General features: G+C 37.1%; 12 protein-coding genes, 1 tRNA gene and 1 pseudogene. 10 read left to right on the top strand and 4 right to left on the bottom strand.

Annotated elements, in window-relative coordinates:
* Positions 1–29 precede the first annotated feature (29 nt).
* A complete protein-coding gene (locus DK207_RS03610) occupies positions 30–965 on the bottom strand; it encodes a LysR substrate-binding domain-containing protein (protein WP_109440007.1) in 936 nt (311 codons plus the stop codon).
* A gap of 66 nt (positions 966–1,031) precedes the next feature.
* A complete protein-coding gene (ycaC, locus tag DK207_RS03605) occupies positions 1,032–1,658 on the bottom strand; it encodes an isochorismate family cysteine hydrolase YcaC (protein WP_109440006.1) in 627 nt (208 codons plus the stop codon).
* A 309-nt stretch (positions 1,659–1,967) separates the two neighbouring features.
* Between ycaC and DK207_RS03600 the strand changes: the two genes are divergently transcribed.
* The 3 genes from DK207_RS03600 (at position 1,968) to DK207_RS03590 (ending at position 5,407) form a co-directional block, all read left to right on the top strand.
* Positions 1,968–2,828 (top strand): pirin family protein, encoded by an 861-nt coding sequence (locus DK207_RS03600; RefSeq protein WP_109440005.1) that lies wholly within the window; start codon positions 1,968–1,970, stop codon positions 2,826–2,828.
* Positions 2,829–3,261: 433 nt separating this feature from the next.
* The gene (locus DK207_RS03595; protein WP_109440004.1) at positions 3,262–4,560 is read left to right on the top strand and encodes an FAD-dependent oxidoreductase; all 1,299 of its coding nucleotides are present in this window, start codon (positions 3,262–3,264) and stop codon (positions 4,558–4,560) included.
* Position 4,561: 1 nt separating this feature from the next.
* The gene (locus tag DK207_RS03590) at positions 4,562–5,407 is read left to right on the top strand and encodes an SAM-dependent methyltransferase (protein ID WP_109440003.1); all 846 of its coding nucleotides are present in this window, start codon (positions 4,562–4,564) and stop codon (positions 5,405–5,407) included.
* A 31-nt stretch (positions 5,408–5,438) separates the two neighbouring features.
* On the opposite strand, the gene DK207_RS03585 is transcribed toward DK207_RS03590, so the two are convergent.
* Positions 5,439–5,514 (bottom strand) — tRNA-Thr (locus tag DK207_RS03585).
* Between the two features lie 352 nt (positions 5,515–5,866).
* Between DK207_RS03585 and DK207_RS03580 the strand changes: the two are divergent.
* The 7 genes and pseudogenes from DK207_RS03580 (at position 5,867) to DK207_RS03545 (ending at position 18,747) form a co-directional block, all read left to right on the top strand.
* Positions 5,867–8,142 (top strand): annotated as a pseudogene (locus DK207_RS03580) (type I restriction-modification system subunit M).
* Positions 8,142–9,482, top strand: a complete 1,341-nt coding sequence (locus DK207_RS03575; RefSeq protein ID WP_109440002.1) for a restriction endonuclease subunit S — start codon at positions 8,142–8,144, stop codon at positions 9,480–9,482. Before DK207_RS03580 ends, DK207_RS03575 begins: the two are co-directional and overlap by 1 nt.
* 214 nt (positions 9,483–9,696) lie before the next feature.
* Positions 9,697–10,614: an Abi family protein gene (locus DK207_RS03565; protein WP_109440000.1), complete on the top strand. Its 918-nt coding sequence runs from the start codon at positions 9,697–9,699 to the stop codon at positions 10,612–10,614.
* A gap of 36 nt (positions 10,615–10,650) precedes the next feature.
* Complete coding sequence (locus DK207_RS03560; RefSeq protein WP_109439999.1) at positions 10,651–13,914, top strand: type I restriction endonuclease subunit R; 3,264 nt, start codon at positions 10,651–10,653, stop codon at positions 13,912–13,914.
* A gap of 27 nt (positions 13,915–13,941) precedes the next feature.
* Entirely contained in the window at positions 13,942–16,335 is a 2,394-nt protein-coding gene (locus DK207_RS03555; protein ID WP_109439998.1) for an AAA family ATPase, read from the top strand.
* Positions 16,336–16,346: 11 nt separating this feature from the next.
* A complete protein-coding gene (locus tag DK207_RS03550; protein ID WP_109439997.1) occupies positions 16,347–17,639 on the top strand; it encodes an McrC family protein in 1,293 nt (430 codons plus the stop codon).
* Positions 17,640–18,015: 376 nt separating this feature from the next.
* Entirely contained in the window at positions 18,016–18,747 is a 732-nt protein-coding gene (locus tag DK207_RS03545; protein WP_109439996.1) for a Fic family protein, read from the top strand.
* A gap of 127 nt (positions 18,748–18,874) precedes the next feature.
* On the opposite strand, the gene DK207_RS03540 is transcribed toward DK207_RS03545, so the two are convergent.
* Positions 18,875–19,747, bottom strand: coding sequence for a hypothetical protein (locus DK207_RS03540; RefSeq protein ID WP_109439995.1), 873 nt, complete (start codon positions 19,745–19,747; stop codon positions 18,875–18,877).
* Positions 19,748–19,797: the final 50 nt, after the last annotated feature.

The following is a 19,797-nucleotide window of genomic DNA, read 5'->3' as shown; positions in this document are numbered from 1 at the left end:
AGCGGTCATGCCCATTCATGACCGTTTTTTTAAGTCGAAAGATAGCCATGCTGGTGTTGGCTTTCAGGCAGACGTCTTAAATTTTCGATCAAGGTATCAATCAGTTTTTCAACCACTAGGCGCTGTCCTTTGCGTGAGGCATAGACCAATTGCACCGTACCCCGATTGGATTTCCATTCGGGTAAAATATGGATCAATTTGCCTTTTTCGATATCTGCTTGCACGGTTAAGTAGGGCAAATCTGCAATACCTAAACCATCGCTGACAGCATAATACACGCCAGCAAGATCATTACTTCTGACCCGAGGCGTGTAGGGAACATCCACGCTTTTATCGTCGCTCACATGACATAAATGCCAAAAGTATTGGCTTTTCTGGATACCCAGAGCCACACTCGGGTAATGGGATAATTCTGAATAATGTTGAATCTGTCGACCCTGCAAAAGTTCAGGCGCAGCAACCAAACAATGTTCAGTCTGAATCACATCACGAACGATGAGGCTTGAGTCTTCATTGGGTTCAAAGCTGGTTCGTATGGCAATATCAATATCATCATGCATGAGATCGACACGACGGCTAGTCAGTTCTAAGGCAATTTCAACTTTGGGATAGGTTTTTAGAAATTCATTTAATAACTTGCGAATTTGGAAATGCATCATCAATGGTGGGCAACTGATTTTGACCAAACCTTGAGGTTCACTTTTTTGTTTGAGTAACACATTTTCAGCACATTCAACTTGTGCAATCACTTTGCAGCACTCTTCATAAAACTCCTGTCCGAGTTCAGTCACTTTAAAGTGGCGGGTTGTCCGTTGGATGAGACTGACATTAAATTTATTTTCCAGTTCAATAATCCGACGGCTTAACTTCGACTTGCTAATATGTTCTGCTTCACTGGCAGCACTAAAGCCACCGTGTTTCACCACGAGATAGAAATAATGGAAATCATCAAATGAGTTAATCAAGATCGATGTAGTCCTGTACAGAGAGAAGATTAGAGTCGCAGGTAGGACTCTAACCTCCCGTGTGTTTTATTTTTGTGATGTATTTTGATTATAGCTATTGATGAGGTTGCGATAATCAGGAATGTGATTAGAGAATAATGTACCTAAACCTTCGATATCATTACGCCAGTCACGATGTAGTTCACAAGCCATCCCAAACCATGTCATCAGTTGAGCGCCAGCTTTAGACATACGATCCCAAGCTGCATCACGTGTTAATGCATTGAATGTACCAGAAGCATCGGTAATCACAAACACTTCAAATTCTTCTGCAAGGGCCGAAAGTGCTGGGAATGCAACACAAACTTCGGTCACGACACCGGCAATAATTAATTGTTTTTTGCCGGTTGCTTTCACTGCTTTGACAAAATCTTCATTGTCCCATGCATTGATTTGACCAGGACGAGCAATATAAGGTGCATCAGGGAACATTTCTTTGAGTTCAGGAACCAGTGGGCCATTTGGACCATTTTCAAAGCTTGTGGTTAAAATTGTCGGTAAATTGAAGTATTTTGCGGCATCTGCAAGCGCCAATACATTGTTCTTAAATTTATCTGGATCAATATCACGAACCAATGATAGTAAACCTGTTTGATGGTCGACTAAAAGCACTGCTGCGTTGTCTTTGTCTAGACGAATATAGTCTTGAGCCATTGTTGTATCCTCATGTTGTTGTAAAATAAATACGAAGGTAAAACGCCCTATGGGTATCTCTGAAAATAATGCTAGTGAAATTACGAAGCGGAATGAAGTCTAAAAAATAGGATAAACAATACTAAAAATAGGATGATTAAGATTTAGGTGCGTTTGATAAGAGACAATTACTGGAATTATCTCGTATTTTATATAGTCGTTTGTCCTATTTATGGAATAATGTGTTGTCAATCTGATGATATAAGCTTTGAGTAGAGGGGCGTAAAATAATAACCAAGATCAGAACTTCTACGTTATAGGAGTACATAGATGAAAAAGATTCTTGGTATTTATCAAAATAAACACATGCATTGGGTAGGTGATGGCTTTCCAGTATATAACCTATTTTCCTACGACCGTTTAGGACAAAGCATTAGCCCATTTTTGCTATTAGATTATGCTGCACCTTATCGCTTTGAACCGACCCATGCACAACATGGTGTGGGAACTCATCCACATCGTGGTTTTGAAACGGTGACGATTGCCTACCAAGGTGAAGTGACGCATAAAGATTCTGCTGGCGGTGGTGGCACCATCAAAGCGGGTGATGTGCAATGGATGACTGCAGGTGGGGGAATTTTGCATCAAGAGTTTCATTCACCAGCCTTTGCTGAGCAAGGCGGTCTCTTTGAAATGGTACAGCTTTGGGTGAATCTACCCGCTCATTCCAAAATGACCCCTGCCAAGTATCAAGCGATTGATGCAGCACAGATTCAACATATTGCACTGGATGACGTGGGCAGTGAGTTACGTGTGATTGCCGGGCAATATCAAGATACCCAAGGCGCTGCGACGACATTCAGTCCTGTCAATGTTTGGGATGGGACAATTGTTGAAGGTCAGCAACATCATTTTTATGTGACTGAAGGCCATACAACGTTGTTGGTGTTACTTGCAGGTGAAGTGACTTTAAATGAAACGCAACAGGTACAATCACCAAGTTTAGTGGTACTCAGCCGAGAAGAGATTGAGTTTTCAATCAAAGCTGAGCAGAACAGTAAATTCTTGATTTTAACGGGTCAGCCACTGAATGAACCGATTGAAGGATATGGACCATTCGTCATGAACAGTAAAACTGAGATTGCCGAAGCGATACATGACTTCAATAGTGGTAAATTTGGAGCGATGTAGTTTAAATTATTTTACTTATCAATTGCTTATAAGAAAGCCCATAACTCCGCTAGAGTTATGGGCTTCGGCTATAACGTTCTCTATTGATTTTTTTAATGTTAGGTCACTTATAATTATACAGCTTATTATGTGACTCAGTTCTCATTGTTGTACAAACAGAATAGCCTGAATTTTGAACTTTGCAAAGCCTTTCAAAACTAAAATATGGAAAAATATAGAAGGATCTGTATATTTTTGGATTTTTTTTGAAATTTATTTATGAATTTCAGTTATTTATATTCATAAAATGAATTGTGATAAAATGTAACTATAGTAAGATAAAATATTTAGACAAAAGTCTGACTTAAATGCTGAATCTGGTATTTTTTAATAAGGTGTTTAGGTTAATGATCGGTCATAATCAATAAAAATCATCAACTGATGGGACATAATTTTGGATATTGCAATTATCGGCAGTGGAATGGCAGGGCTTGCTGCAGCCAGAATCCTACATGATGCAGGACATAAAGTAACGATCTTCGAAGCACTCGCAGGTCGAGGTATGGATAGTCATAGTATAGATTTTGATGGCGGTATCATTGATGCTCCCTTGCGTGTGATGAATCCAAAGCTTTGGAAGAACACTTTAAGTTTAGCCAGTTACTTAGGCATTGAAACTTTTCCTGTTCGGACTTTTATGGCCTGCAGTTGGTTATTTGAAGACAGAACAGACACATGGTTGACGACATCTCGTAGTCGTATCGGTAATTTTCCGATTATTAATAACCGCAAAGGTATTCAGCAATACGGTTGGCGCTTGGTCAAAGGAATGTTGCAGCTCAAAACAGCAGTGAATCAGTTCTTTAAATCTGAGAATCAAGACATCACGCTTGCGGAGTTTATGAATCAATATCATATTGAAGAAGTATTTTGGCACGGAACGGTTATGCCCGTTCTTTATACTATTTGCACTTGCCATCCAAAAACCATTGGAGAATGGCCAGCGAGACCCTTATTAGAATTTATTCGCCAATTGACTGAAGGTGAGGCGTTATTGCGAATGAAAGGGGGAACGCCTGCTTTGGTCAGCCGCTTGATTGAAGGTATTGAGATCCATAGTGGCGCTGCGGTTGAGAAAGTCGAAGAGCAAGGTGACAAGATTTTGGTAGAAAATGCACTCGGTCAAAGCCAGTTGTTTGATCGTGTGGTCATCGCAACACCGACTCCTGCGATTGAAAATTTCTTGAAACAGCCACAATTTGCTGAAGATATTGCTCTGTTAAAGAAATTTCGATTTGAGCAAGGCGATTTGGTCATTCATACCGATTCTGTGGTCATGCCACCACGCCGTAAAGATTGGGCAGTGTTGAGCTATATGATGGATCGTAAATTTACCCGTCAGCAGTTTACGGTGTGGATCAACGCGATTGAACCGACTTTGGTGGGTAAAAATGCCGTGTTCCAAACATGGTGTCCTGTGATTGATATTGATCCAAAGAAAATTATTTCTAAAGTAAAACTTACTCGTGCGGTGGTGGACTCAGAAACGGTGGCGTTGAATAAGCAAATTCAGCAACGTCATTTAGACCAAAATCGTAAAGTTTTCTACTGTGGTTCTTGGTCATGTGATGGTCTACCAATCTTGGAATCAGCTGTGACTTCGGCGATGCATATCTCTGGAATCTTAGGTGCACCGTTACCTTTTGTTGGGCTTAAACCGAAGGTTACCGTTGCACCTGAACTCGGTTACTAAGATGACCCGCTTCAAGCAGGCATGGATTGAAAAATTCATCGGGCATAAGTATGCCATTGATGCCAAACGGCTCGGTGATGATGCCACGCTTGCTTGGAGTAATTTAGGATATTGGCAAGCCCAATATGATGATTATCCACTCGCATGCCAAAGTCTCGCTGATCAAGCCGCAGATTCGATCCAATTGCAACAGCAGGATCGTGTTTTAGACCTCGGCTGTGGGCAAGGTGCGAGTGTGTTGCATTGGCTCAAGCGTTATCACGTCGAACAGCTCTGTGCAGTTGAATTACAACCCGCCTGCATTGAACAAATTCAAAAAAACTTGCCACAGATTGAAAGCTATTGCCAATCTTTTTTGAATTTAAACACCCTTTATTTTTTAAATTCATTTGATGCCGTGATCTGCATTGATGCGGCGTATCACAGTCATTTGAATTCATTTCTGAATTCAGTCATTCCCGTTTTAAATTCAAAAGGTCGTGTTGTTTTTCACTATTTAATGTGGTCTGACGCTTGGCAACAGTGTTCCTATATGCAAAAGCAACAATATCGTTTGTTATTAAAAGGGGCGGATGTTGATTGGCAGCATTTGATGAATGAGCAACAACTTCGACAAGCCTTAGCACAGCATGGTTTAAGTGATATCGACATTCAGGATTTCTCCGAACCTGTTTTAAATGGTTTTGCGCGATATATTGAAATGCAGCAAATCGAAAAAAAAGTAGTGGATTTTGCTCAGTTGAAAATCAATATGACTGCCAAGCTGTGCCGAAAACTCTACCGAGATGGTTTGGTGCGTTATGTTCAAATCAGTGCAGTGAAATGCGAGGCAATAAAAAAGGCTTAAACCTGAAAGTTTAAGCCTTTTTTGAATTTGATGGTGCCGGCACACGGATTCGAACTGTGGACCTACTGATTACAAGTCAGTTGCTCTACCAACTGAGCTATGCCGGCAACGTGGCGAGCATTTTACCTAATCTAGCTAAAAAGACAAGCGAAAAAATGAGCAAACAAATAATTTTAATAAGTTGTTGGATGGGGCTTTATCTAGCGTTTAACGTCTCTTTTCTGAATAACCTATATTAGTCAGTAATTAATATAAAAGTTGATGTTAGTTTTTCATCTTATTTGTCTTTGAATATAAAACTATAAGTTTCTTTTTCTTCAAACACCATTAAGAAACCTATATTTATAAGAATTAATCAGTTTTTAAGACATTCTACGGGTGGTAAAACCCATTGTAAATCAGGCACAATTAGCCGCATAAATTTTCAGTTTTAAGCTGTAAAGCAAGTGGTATATTTCAATGACAAATAACAATTTTTCTCAAGTTGCAGCTTTCATTTGGTCAGTCGCAGACCTACTTCGTGGTGACTTTAAACAATCTCAATATGGACGTGTGATTTTACCATTTACTTTACTACGTCGTTTAGAGTGTGTTTTTGAGCCAAGCAAAGCTAAAGTGCTTGAAGCAAATGAAAAAGTGAAGGCGATGCCTCTGCCAGAAGAGGCTAAAGAAAGAATGTTATTAAGGGCGACAGAAGGCCTGTCATTTTTTAATACTTCAGAGCTTGATTTAAGTAGCCTTGGGCAAAAAAATATTCGAGCGAATATCAGTAATTACATCCAGCACTTTTCAAAAGATGCACGTGAAATTTTTGAACACTTTAAGTTTGATGAGTTCACAGGCTTATTGGACGATGCCAATCTACTTTATAAAGTCGTGCAAAAATTTGCGAGCACGGATTTAAGTCCACAAAGTATTTCAAACCATGACATGGGCTTGGTATTTGAAGAGCTGATTCGTCGTTTCGCTGAAAGTTCAAATGAAACCGCAGGGGAACACTTTACCCCACGAGATATTGTACGACTCACCACAGGTTTGATTTTTAGCCAAGATGATGATGCCCTAAATAAAGAAGGTGTGATTCGTACCATTTATGATCCTACTGCTGGGACAGGCGGATTCTTATCATCAGGTACTGAATATGTGTATGAGCATAATCCTGAAGCAGTGATGCGTGTATTTGGTCAGGAACTGAATCCAGAATCCTACGCCATTTGTAAAGCGGATATGTTGATTAAAGGGCAGGATGTCAGCCGTATCAAGTTAGGCAATACATTGTCTAATGATCAGCTTGCCTATGAAAAGTTTGACTATATGCTTTCAAATCCGCCATTTGGTGTGGACTGGAAAAAGATCGAAGATGAGATTAAAGATGAGCATCAGCAAAAGGGCTTTAATGGCCGTTTTGGTGCTGGTTTACCCCGTGTCTCAGATGGTTCATTGCTATTCCTGATGCATTTGATCAGTAAAATGCGCGATGTGGATAGCACAGGTCAGGGCAGTCGTATTGGTATCATTTTAAATGGTTCACCTTTGTTTACGGGTAGTGCAGGTAGTGGTGAAAGTGAAATCCGCCGTTATATTTTAGAAGCGGATTTGCTTGAAGCGATTATCGCTTTACCAACCGATATGTTCTATAACACAGGTATTGCGACCTATGTTTGGGTGCTCAGTAATAAGAAAGACGCAGAGCGCAAATGCAAAGTGCATTTAATTAATGCCACAAACCTCAGTTCGAAAATGCGTAAGTCGCTTGGCTCGAAGCGTAACTACCTTACTGATGCAGAAATTAAAACCATCACACAAAACTATGGCGCGTTTGAAGCGGTAGATACACTGACTTTAGATGGTGAAAGCGAGCAACAAAAGCCATTCTCTAGCAAAATTTTTAATAGTTATGAATTTGGCTATCGCCGTGTGACTATTGAACGTCCACTACGTTTATCTGCGCAATTGTCTGATGAACGAATTGCCAGTTTACGTTTTGCACCAAAGCCGTTTAATACGGTGATGCAGAAAATTTACGATGATTACGGCAATGATTGGACTGACACGAACTATTGTCAGTTGAGTGACGATGCTCAAGTTGAAATTCGTACATTGATCAAAGCTGAATTTAGCGAACTGAAAGAAAAAGATATTAAAACTGTACTTGAGCCAAAACTCTGGCTTGAACAACGGGCTTTAATGCGTAAAGCACAAAGCTTACAAACCAAGATCAGTACAGCACAGTTTGATGATTTTAATATCTTTGATGAGCTACTTAAACAGGCTTTAAAAGATGGCAATATTAAACTCGAAGCGAAAGAGAAAAAGCAGTTCTTGGATGCGGTAACTTGGAAGAATGCTGAAGCTGAACCTGTAATTAATAAAGTCATTAAAGCACAAGAAAACCCGCTATACGGTCAGTTTAATTACAAGGGCAAAGTGGTTGAGTTTGTTCAGGATGGCGATTTGCGTGATGCAGAAAATATTGCGCTTGATCCAAGCCAAAGCACCACCGATTTAATTGAGTCTTATTTTAAGTGTGAAGTACTACCACATGTGCCTGATGCGTGGATCAATGCGGATAAGCGTGATGCACAGGATGGAGAGATTGGTATAGTTGGTTATGAGATTCCGTTTAACCGTCATTTTTAGTGTACCAACCGCCACGTGATTTAGCAGAGATTGATGCCGATTTGGATGCTGTGAGCCGTGAAATTATGGCACTTTTACAAGAGGTGCATTCTTAATGGCAAAGTATCAGAAGTATGCTGAATATAAAGATTCGGGTTTAAAAGAAATTGGTCAAATACCAATTAACTGGAATATTTCAAAAATTAAATTTCTTACAAAATGTTTAGATGGGCAGCGAATTCCTCTGAATGGTACTGAGCGAGGTGAAAAACAAGGGGATATTCCATATTGGGGAGCAAATAAAGTTGTTGATTACCTCAATGATTGGATTTTTGATGAGGAACTTATTTTGTTGGGTGAGGATGGTGCTCCATTTTTTGATAAATCAAAAAATGTTGCTTTTGCTGTAAATGGAAAAATTTGGCCTAATAACCATGTACATGTTTTAAGACCTTTTAAAAAACTAGTTAATACTAAATTTTTAACATATGCCTTAAATTGTACTGATTACTCTTTGTATATTTCAGGAAGCACTAGAGATAAGTTGAATCAATCAGATATGGATAATATCTTGATTAGATTACCAGCAATAATTGAACAAGATAAAATTGCTGCTTTCCTCGACCACGAAACCGCACAAATTGACACCCTCATTGCCAAACAAGAAAAGCTGATTGAACTGCTGAAAGAAAAACGCCAAGCGGTGATTAGTCATGCGGTGACTAAAGGTTTAAATCCGAATATAGCAATGAAAGATTCAGGTGTGGAATGGTTAGGGGAAGTGCCTGACCATTGGATTGTAACAAAATTTGGATTCCATACATTAAAAATTGGCAGTGGTAAAACACCTAAAGGTGGAGCTGAAATATATCAAGATGAAGGTATCTTATTTATAAGAAGTCAAAATGTTTACAATGATGGGTTAAGAGTTGAAAGTTCAGAAAGTACTTATATTTCAGAAGCCATTCATGATGATATGTCAACATCTAAGGTCTATTCAGGTGACATTCTCCTGAATATCACAGGTGGTTCGATTGGACGTAGTTGCTTAGTTCCAGATGAATTCCCTGAAGCAAATGTAAATCAACATGTATGCATTATTAGGGTAAGTAAGTATTTACAAGAGTTTTTGGCTTTGGTAATTCAATCCGATCTTATTCAAGCACAAATTCAATCAATTCAAACAGGTGGAAATAGAGAGGGATTGAATTTCGAGCAAATATCAAATTTTTATTTTGCTTTACCTCCTACTGAAGAACAAAAAGAGCTTGTTAAATATCTTGAAGATAAGGTACTTGAATTTAGTAAGCTAGAAGTTAAAGCCCATAACGCAATTCAACTTATGCAAGAACGCCGTACAGCACTAATTTCAGCAGCCGTAACAGGTAAAATCGATGTTCGCAACTGGCAAAATCCGAATAAAAATAATGAGGTGAATATGGAGTTAAGTGCATGATGCTCTCCATGTGTTTTATACAAATTTGTTCGCAAATGCGAACAAAAAGTCATTGCACAAAAACGCACAAAGCTGCACAATACTCACAACAACACCCGACAAGGCTAGGCAAGCAATTGCATCCTCAAACTGTCGGGTTACTTTTTTCTGCTATACCAAAACATAATCATGACGCTACATACAGGCAATTACCTCGATGTGCAGGTAAGGCCGTATGAAAGCATTTAATAAATCGCCTAAAACATTTTCTGAACAACTGGAGATTTTAAAATCTCGCGGGATGGTCGTTTCCGATGAACAAAAAGCCATTTTTCATTTAGCCCAAGTCAATTATTACCGTTTAGGTGCCTATTGGTTACCCTTTGAACAGACCCATTCCCCCCACTGTTTTAAACAAAACACGCATTTTGAACAGGTGTGGGAAATCTATGTTTTTGACCGTGAACTCAGATTATTGGTGCTCGATGCAATCGAACGGATTGAGGTAGCAATTCGTACCCAATTTGCTTATGAACTTGCGCATCGGCACGGTGCACATGCTTTTATGCATTCGCAATATTTTAAACCCCTGTTTAGATGGGAAAAATTATTAGAGTCGTTAGAGGGAGAAATAGACCGAGCTGATGAAGTATTTATAGAACATTACCAACGTACTTATGATCAGCCTGCATTGCCACCGATTTGGGCAACTTGTGAAGTGATGAGTTTCGGGCAACTTTCTAAATGGTATCAGTCACTGGCTCCGAAACAAACACGCACAGCAATTTCGAGTCATTTTGATTGCGATGAAAAACAATTTGAGGGTTTATTACAGCATCTCGTATATTTGCGAAATACCTGTGCACATCACTCACGGTTATGGAATCGTAAATTTACTAAAACCATTGCGAAACCTCGAAATAAACCTTTGGGCTTAGCTCAGCAGTGCAATTTTGATCAAAAAACCTCGGCAGATCGTAAATTGTATAATAGCTTGGTTTTTCTACTGTACTTTATAGATAAAATTACTCTACAACATACATGGCGTCAGCGTTTGATTGATCTTTTGTTGTCGCATAACAACATATCAAAAGCATTTATGGGCTTTCCTGAAGATTGGCAAACTTATCCAATCTGGCAAATAAAACAATAGAAAAGATATTTAGAATTTAAAAGGGCGACGGAAACAATGAGATCGGATGTAACGTTAGAAACGATTTTTCAACAAGATATTATTACGCAAATGCAAAGTCATGGTTGGCAGGTTGGTTCACCACAGGGCTACAACCGTGAAAAAGCCCTCTATGAACAAGACGTTTTAGATTTTGTACAAAAGACCCAAGACAAAGAATGGCAAAAGTTTAAAAGTATTTTTCCGAATGATACAGAACGCCATTTTTTAGATACGGTGGTGGCTCAGCTTAAAAAAGCCGATATTAATGCTACGGATATTGAATCTCGTAGTTATGGGACTTTGGGTGTATTACGTCATGGACTGAAAACCCGTGGTACACGCTTTTCATTTTGTCAGTTTAAACCTGAACATAGTTTAAACCCTGAATTAACTGACATCTATAAACAGAATGTTTGTCGTATTGTACCTGAGTTGGTGTATAGCCCATATGCCAATAAAGCCGAACTCGAAGCCACAGGCAAACAAGCCAAAAAATGGCGCATCGATTTAGTCCTGTTTATTAATGGTTTTCCTGTGGCAACGCTAGAACTCAAGTCAGAGTTTAAACAAGCCGTACAAAATGCCATGGCACAGTACAAAAAAACACGCCTACCCAAAGACCCTGAAATCAATAAGCCAGAACCATTATTGACCTTTAAACGTGGTGCATTAGTGCATTTTGCGGTGAGTCAGTATGAAGTCTATATGGCAACTCATCTCAATGGCGACAACACCTATTTCTTGCCCTTTAACAAAGGCACTAAAGAACAAGGTGCAGGCAATGATGTACCTGAAGATACAAATGAATATGCAACAGGTTATCTGTGGAATGAGGTTTTAACCCCAAATAGCTTACTCAATATTATTGGTAACTTTATTCACTTACAGATTGAAGAAAAAGAAGATTGGGAAGGGCGTAAATATAAAAAAGAAAGTCTGATTTTCCCGCGTTATCACCAATGGAAAGTTGTAACCAAACTGGTTGAAGATTCACTAGCTGAAGGAACAGGGCAAAAATACCTGATCCAGCACAGTGCGGGTTCAGGCAAGTCCAACTCAATTGCATGGACAGCACATCAACTGTCTAGCTTATACGATGCCAACAATAACAAGATGTTCGATTCAGTGATTGTAGTGACTGACCGAACTATTCTGGATGCACAGCTACAAGATACTATTTATCAGTTTGAACATGCGGATGGCGTGGTTGGACGAATTAACAATAAAGAGGGCGATGGCTCTAAATCTGAAAAATTGGCAAAAGCATTAGAAATGGCACAGCCGATTATTATTGTCACCATTCAGACCTTCCCTCATGTGCTCAAAGCAATTGAAAACAGTACCAGTTTAAAAGAACGTAAATATGCCGTAATTGCAGATGAAGCACATTCTTCGCAAAGTGGCTCAACGGCACGACAACTCAAAGAAACGCTGATGCTTGATGAGCGTGATGAAGATGATCAGCTCACGTCAGAAGATGTATTAGATGCGGTCATGGCTTCACGTAAAGGGAGTGATAATTTAATTTTTTACGCCTTTACTGCAACCCCAAAAGATAAGACATTACAACTGTTTGGGTGTTTGCCGAATCCTGAACTACCCCCATCCAAAATCAATAAGCCCGAAGCCTATCATGTCTATTCAATGCGCCAAGCGATTGAAGAAGGCTTTATTTTGGATGTCTTAAAAAATTATACCAACTATAAAGTTATCTATAAGCTCAAACAAAAGATTGAGGAAAAAGACGATCAGGTCGATGCCAAAAAAGCCAAGATTAAGCTTAATCAATGGGTGCGACTACATGACCACAATATCTCGCAAAAAGTACGCGTGATTATTGAGCATTTTAAAAAGAATGTGATGGGCTTATTGGGTGGTCAAGCCAAAGCCATGGTCGTGACCAGCTCACGTAAAGAAGCCATACGCTATAAACAAGCCTTTGATAAATATGTGTCACAGCAAAACTATGCCAATATTCAAGCGATAGTAGCATTCTCAGGTGAAGTCGAATTTGCTGATCACGATGCAGACAGCAGCCATTTGGTCGGGCAGAAGTTTACTGAAACTAATATCAATCCAAATTTGAAAGGGCGTGAAATGCGTAAAGCATTTGATAGTGATGACTTTCAAGTAATGATTGTGGCGAATAAGTTTCAGACAGGTTTCGACCAACCAAAATTGTGTGCTATGTACGTCGATAAGAAACTAGGTGGTGTTGAGTGCGTGCAGACCTTATCGCGTTTAAACAGAACCTATCCTGGCAAAGCAGAATCAGGCACATTTGTTCTAGATTTCTTTAATGAACCACAAGAAATTTTGGATGCATTCCAGCCTTACTATCAAACGGCAGAACTGGCAGATGTTTCTAATCCTGATATTGTCTATGACCTTGCTGAAAAGCTGAAAGCAGCACGCATTTTTCTCATGACTGAAGTCGAGCAATTTGTTGATGCTTTCTATAGTAAAAATAAATCCAATGCTGCACTTGCCAATATCTGTAAACCAGCGATGCAACGTTGGCAGCAACGTTATTCTCAAGCAATCAATGATTATGACGTGACCAAGAATCGTTTGGAAATTAGCAAACGGACAGGTGAACCTGTGTTGATTGCAAATGCTGAAAATGAATTTGCCGAAGCGAAAAAGGCACGTGATGCACTCGAAATCTTTAAAAAGGATTTAGGTAGTTTTAGTCGTTTTTATGAGTTTATGTCACAGATTGTAGAATATGATGATAAAGAACTCGAAAAAATCAGTTTGTTTGCTCGTACTTTGCGGCCGTTATTACGTGAGCAAGCGGCAGATGAAGATGTGATTGATTTGAGTAATGTGGCAATGAGTCATTATCGGCTCTCTAAAATCCGTCAACAGGATATTCAACTTAAAGCAGATAGTACTGAACATAAATTAGAACCAGCTAATGATCTCGGTTCGGCAAAAGCAAAAAATAAACAAGAGGATTTTTTATCGGTCATCTTACAGCGTGTAAATGATGTTTTTATTACCGATAAGCTGACAGATCAGGACATGATTAATTATGTCTATACGGTGGCAGACAAGATGTCTGAAAACGCCAAGATGATGAAGCAGATTCAAAACAATACCCGTGAACAAGCGATGCTGGGTGAGTTTGATAGTGCTTTAGATGATGCGGTACTCGATAGTAATACTGCACATACTGAACAAATGACACAGCTGATGAGTGATCCAGCCAAAATGAAGCAGTTTGCCAATATTATTTATGATGTATTGGTAAGCCAGCAAAAAACAAGAAGATAATAGATAAAGCATAAGGTTATTTAATTCATGGAATTAGAAGAATTTAAGCAAAAATTTAATTTGCCTCGTATTAACGATTATGTAGCACTTTTATCGGAATCACAGAAGAATTGGTTTTGGGAACAATTGATGGAAATAAAGCAAGTATTTCCAAATATTGATATCTACCATGCTGGAGCATCTAAGTATGGGTATTTAGGTTTTGGTAGAAAAAGAGTTCAAGCGAAGAGAGTAGAAGATTTCTTATTTGTACTTCATTTAGAAAAGAATGGAAATTTTATACTGTACATCGCAGATCAAACATATAGATTATTACGTGTTGATGAGGATGTCCTACCACAAGGATATGATCAATCTGTACAAAAAGAATTAAATTTAAAAGGCTGGCTAGATCAGGTAAAGACATTCACTGAGGAGTTAGACTTAGATTATTCAGGTGAAGATTTATACCCTGTAAATTATGAAGTAGAAGACTATTTTACAACTTTAGAAGCTTACAATTTTTTAAAAACAAAATATCAGAAAATTAAGGAAGCAACTAAGAAAATAGTTGGATTTAGAAATAATTCTAATCGAGAGTTAGCTTTGATTTTAGAAAATTCTAGACCTTCTTTGTTTATAGGTGTAGACCCAGAAGACAACCAATACTTTAAATTTAATTTTATTGATAATAATTCAAAAATATTCGGTAAATATGATGAAAACGAAGGACGTCATGATGGTTTGAAGTCTCATGCTCCTAGTTTGTATAAGGGTAATAAGGCATATTACATTGAGATAAATAATTTAAATGATTTAGAAAAATTTTGTGAATGGTATGAATTGGATACACTTCAATCATTAGACAAGAGTAATTCAAAGGAAAATAAAGAAATGTCGAATAAGATGGTACAACCATTAAATCGTATTTTATTTGGTGCTGCTGGGACTGGGAAAACTTTTAATACAATCAATCATGCACTTTCGATTATTGAAGATAAGTCCCTAGAAGATTTGGAAAAAGAAGAGCGTGAAGATCTAAAAAATAGATTTGATCAGTATAAGAATAAAGGACAGATTAAGTTTGTAACTTTTCATCAGAGTTTCAGTTACGAGGATTTTGTAGAGGGCATTCGAGCTGAAACAGTAGAAGATAATGAGGGTAAAAAAAATATCGAATATCCTGTAGTTTCTGGGGTATTTAAATCGTTGTGTGATACTGCTCAATCAAAAGTAATTTTAGAAAGTCAAAAGAACAATTTTGATTCTAGTGCAAATGAAATATGGAAAATGTCTTTAGGAAGAGCAGGAGAGGATGAGGATATCTTCGATTACTGCGTCAAAAATCATTGTGTACTTCTTGGATGGGGAGATGACATAAACTTTTCTAGTACTACTAACCGTAAGCAAGTTGAGGAGATTATGGATGAACAAGGTTATGAGGATTATCGTAAAAAATATCCTTCAGCTTCAAGATTTGTAAATGATTTTAAAAACAAAACGAAAGTTGGTGACTTAATCATCATTTCTGATGGGAATTATAAATTTAGAGCTATTGGTGAAATAAGTGGTAATTATGAACTATTACCTGATAGTGATGATGCACCTAGATACGTTCAAAAGAAATCTGTTAAATGGCTTAAATTGTTCAAACCGAGCCTAAATGTAGAACAACTATTTGATAAAGTTCTTTCGCAACAAACAATTTACAACTTAGCAAATGCAATAAATATTACTAAACTTAAAAATCTTTTGGAGAGTCATCAAAAGGAAGACAATGATAAGAAATTCGTACTGATCATCGATGAAATCAACCGTGGCAACATTTCCCGTATATTTGGTGAATTGATTACTTTAATTGAGGATTCAAAGCGTCAAGGTGCAGAAGAAGAACTATCTGTTACTTTGCCATATTCTAAATATGAGCTTACTGTTCCAAAGAATCTTTACCTTATTGGTACGATGAACTCTTCTGACCGCTCTTTAACAGGTTTAGATATTGCTTTACGTCGTCGATTCACTTTTATTGAGATGCCACCTCAACCAAATCTATTGAGAGATGTGAGTGTTGATGGTGTAGATATTGAACGATTATTAACTGTTATCAACCAAAGAATTGAAATCTTAATTGATCGTGATCATTGCTTAGGTCATGCTAATTTTATGAATTTAAAAGAGAAACCAACTTTAGATAATTTGTCAGATATTTTTAAGCAGAAGGTCATTCCACAATTACAAGAATACTTTTTTGATGACTGGGCAAAGATCAATTTAGTTTTAAATGGTAATGGAATGCTTAAACCAAAACCTGTAGAAAAATCAGCAATATTTCCGAATGTAGATTCTGAAGATTTAGGTTACTTTGAAGATAAAAAAACTTGGGAGTTGGTCCCGACATCATTCAAGTCTATTGAAAGTTTTGCAAAGATTATTCAGCATTGATAGGGGCAAATATGTCTGATCTGATAACCGTCAGAGAATATGCATATCTTAGTGTTGCATATGCTGGATGCCCTGAATCAACGATAGACCATGCTTATATTTCTGCGTCTGCTTTTGATCATTTGTGTGAACTCTCAGCATCATTTTCTCGACATGGTGCAAAGGTATTTGAATTAGCTGGGCGTAGGAAACTCAGACTAGATCAATATGTCGGAGTTCTCGAAACCAAATGTGGTACGCGTATTGAAATATTACCGAAGTATGTTGATATAGAGCCTAGTGAATCTAATGAAACGGTGATTGAAAAAGAACGTGAGCTTTTAAAAAAGATGCTTAGGATATCTTTGCATTTACCATATCGGGATGCTGGTGAGGCAAATTTAAGTCGTTTTAAACAGCCTATACATGAGTGGATCATAGATCAGTTTCTTTGTAATTTTGAAAAACTAATACAACGCGGTTTACGCTTTGATTATCAACGTGTGCAAGAAGAGCAAAAGTACTTAAGAGGGCAATTGCAGCATGTGAAGCATATGCGACAATCCCCAGCAAGAAAGCATATTTTCCCGATTGAGCACGACATCTATGAAGTTGATCGCCCTGAAAATAGGTTAATTAAAACGGCATTAGAAGTCGTTTGTAAAAAAACACGAAGTTCTAAAAATTGGAAACTTGCTCAAGAGCTTCGCTTAATGACTGGAGAAATTCCAAAGAGTCAAAATATTACTCAAGATTTTAAACAGTGGCAGTCAGGGCGTTTACTCGCACTATATGCAGATATAAAACCTTGGACTGAGCTGATTTTAAGTGAATACATGCCCGTATCTACTCAAGGCGGTTGGCGTGGGATGAGCCTACTGTTTCCTATGGAAAAACTGTTTGAGCATTATGTTGCTTATTTTTTACGCCGAAGTTTAAAAGATTGGAAAGTAAAGACACAAGTATCAAGTAAACATATGTGTACACATGAAGATAGAAAAATTTTTAAACTAAAACCAGATATCTATATTGAAAAGCAAAATAAAAAAATTGTGTTAGATACAAAATGGAAACTGATTAATCAGGGCGATCTGTCAGGGCGATATGGATTGAAAGATAGTGATATTCAGCAAATGTTTGCATACAGTCATCATTATTTAAAGCACAGTAGTGAAGTAATTCTTATTTATCCATATCGTAAAGATAAATTTAATCAGCCGTTACCTCAATTCACATTTAATGCAACTCATAATAGAGCTCTTTTGAAAGTAATACCTTTTAATTTGGATAATCCTTGTGATGTAATCAATTATTTAAATATCTAAAATTTTCTTTAAAAAATTCTAGCTAAATAATTAATCTACTTAGAATATATTTTTATTACTTTTCAATTAATTAAATTTAAGGCGATATAAATAATAAAAAAGCCTAACCCTTCCGAGTTAAGCTTTTCATTCATATAAATCTTGGCGAGAGAGGGAATAAACTTATTAATTTAAATGTATGATAATTAATTAAAATTTAAAAACGTATTTTGTGTTTTACCCCCAGTTATACCCCCAACTGCATGAGGGTACTTCCTTAGCTACACAGCTATTTTTCTTACTATATCATTAAAGCTTTGCACTAACCTGACGGATTTTATTGCCATCGTTTTTTAATGTATGATCATTTGATACTTACGTACGTACAGAGACAAGCATGTTTGAGATCATTGATGATTTAAAAACTAAATTAGATCAGCGTCGACCTCTTTCACCTGCGATTGTCAAAAATTTACATGAAGACTTAATCCTGCGATGGACTTACCATTCCAATGCGATTGAGGGTAATACTTTAACCTTATTGGAAACCAAAGTTGTTCTAGAAGGAATTACGGTAGGTGGTAAGGCATTAAGAGAGCATTTTGAAGTGATCAATCATCGTGATGCAATCTTGTATGTCGAAGACATTATAAAAAGAGAAGAGCCATTTTCAGAATGGCAAATTCGGAACATCCATCAACTAATATTGAAAAACATTGATGATGAAAATGCTGGACGATATCGCCAGCAAAATGCATTAATTTCAGGTGCTACAACTAATCCGCCAGACCATACTTTGCTTAATGACAAAATGACTCAGTTTATAGATTGGTATAATACGGAAGCTCATACATTGCATCCAGTTGAACGAGCTGCCAAAGTTCATGCTGAATTCGTAGGTATCCATCCCTTTGTCGATGGGAATGGACGAACATCTCGGTTATTGATGAATCTGGAACTGCTTAAAGCAGGCTATCCGCCCAGTGTGATTACAGTAGAAAATCGTTTAGCCTACTATGAGGCTTTAGATCAATGGATGGCTTATGGTAATACAGAACCATTCATCAATCTGATTGGTGGAGTTGTACTGGATGGATTTAAGCATTATCAGATGGTTTTGGGGATTTAATCATTTTAAATAGTCGTGGTTAGCGTCTATAAAATAATAGAGTTAAAAAGTATGAACTAGTTGCCTTAAAGATAGTGACTAAGTAATTAATCTTAGTCACTATTCAATATCAATCAGTGGGATACTACTATTTGTATTTAGGTTTACCATTCTCATCTAAATTTAGTAATTCGAATTCGATTTTAATTAGCTTTTCAATAACCTGCTCTTTTCGACAGTTTTTTAGCTCAGCTAATTGCTCAAGTTGCTTTTGAGTGCTTTTTGTTAAAGGGAGATGATAAGGTTTTTTTGCCTTTCCAGAATCTCTAAATTTTTTCTGACTCCATGTTTTTTTCATACGCTCAAGGAATAAAATCTTGTCCGATGGATTTCCGTATGACATATAATCGAAAGCTGCTTGTATAGAAAATAATAAGTCATCATTATCAGTTGGTATAAAAAAGGCATTATTTCTTTTATTAAATTTACCTAAATAATCCCATGCCCAATTTAATTGGGATGTATTATTTTGTTCTAGCCATTTTAATTGAGAATCCTTGGTTTTGATTTGACTCCATATATTTTTTTGATTCGTTATAAAACTTATTTTTGTATTTGTATCATAAAGTATGGAATCAAAATTAATAACAAACTCTTCATATAGGTTGGGTAGAAAACCTATGTTGATTTGTATTTTAAATTCATTTATTAAAGCGTTAATTAAATGAATAATCAATCTTTTATCTTTTTTGTTAATCCAATTGAAATAATTGTTATCAATTAAATTGTTTGTTTGGTGGTAAATTATTTGATTAATAAAATAATCTTTATTGCTTAAACTATTTAAGTAAATTACCAAGTGATTCATTTTTTGTTCTAAAGAAATTGTATTTATTAATGTTGGATGCATCCATCCCATACGGTAACAATAATTCCATGCACATTGGATTTCTCTAAAACCAAAATTTACTAATTGACTCGGTGTGTTTATTGGGAGGGGTTGGGGCTGCTGATGTTGCATGAGTATTTTTATCACTATGTAGAATTATTTATAAAATATTAGTCATATTT

Source organism: Acinetobacter haemolyticus (genome assembly GCF_900406815.1).
GTDB lineage: Bacteria > Pseudomonadota > Gammaproteobacteria > Pseudomonadales > Moraxellaceae > Acinetobacter > Acinetobacter haemolyticus_A.
This window is presented reverse-complemented; position numbering and strand designations above follow the sequence as displayed.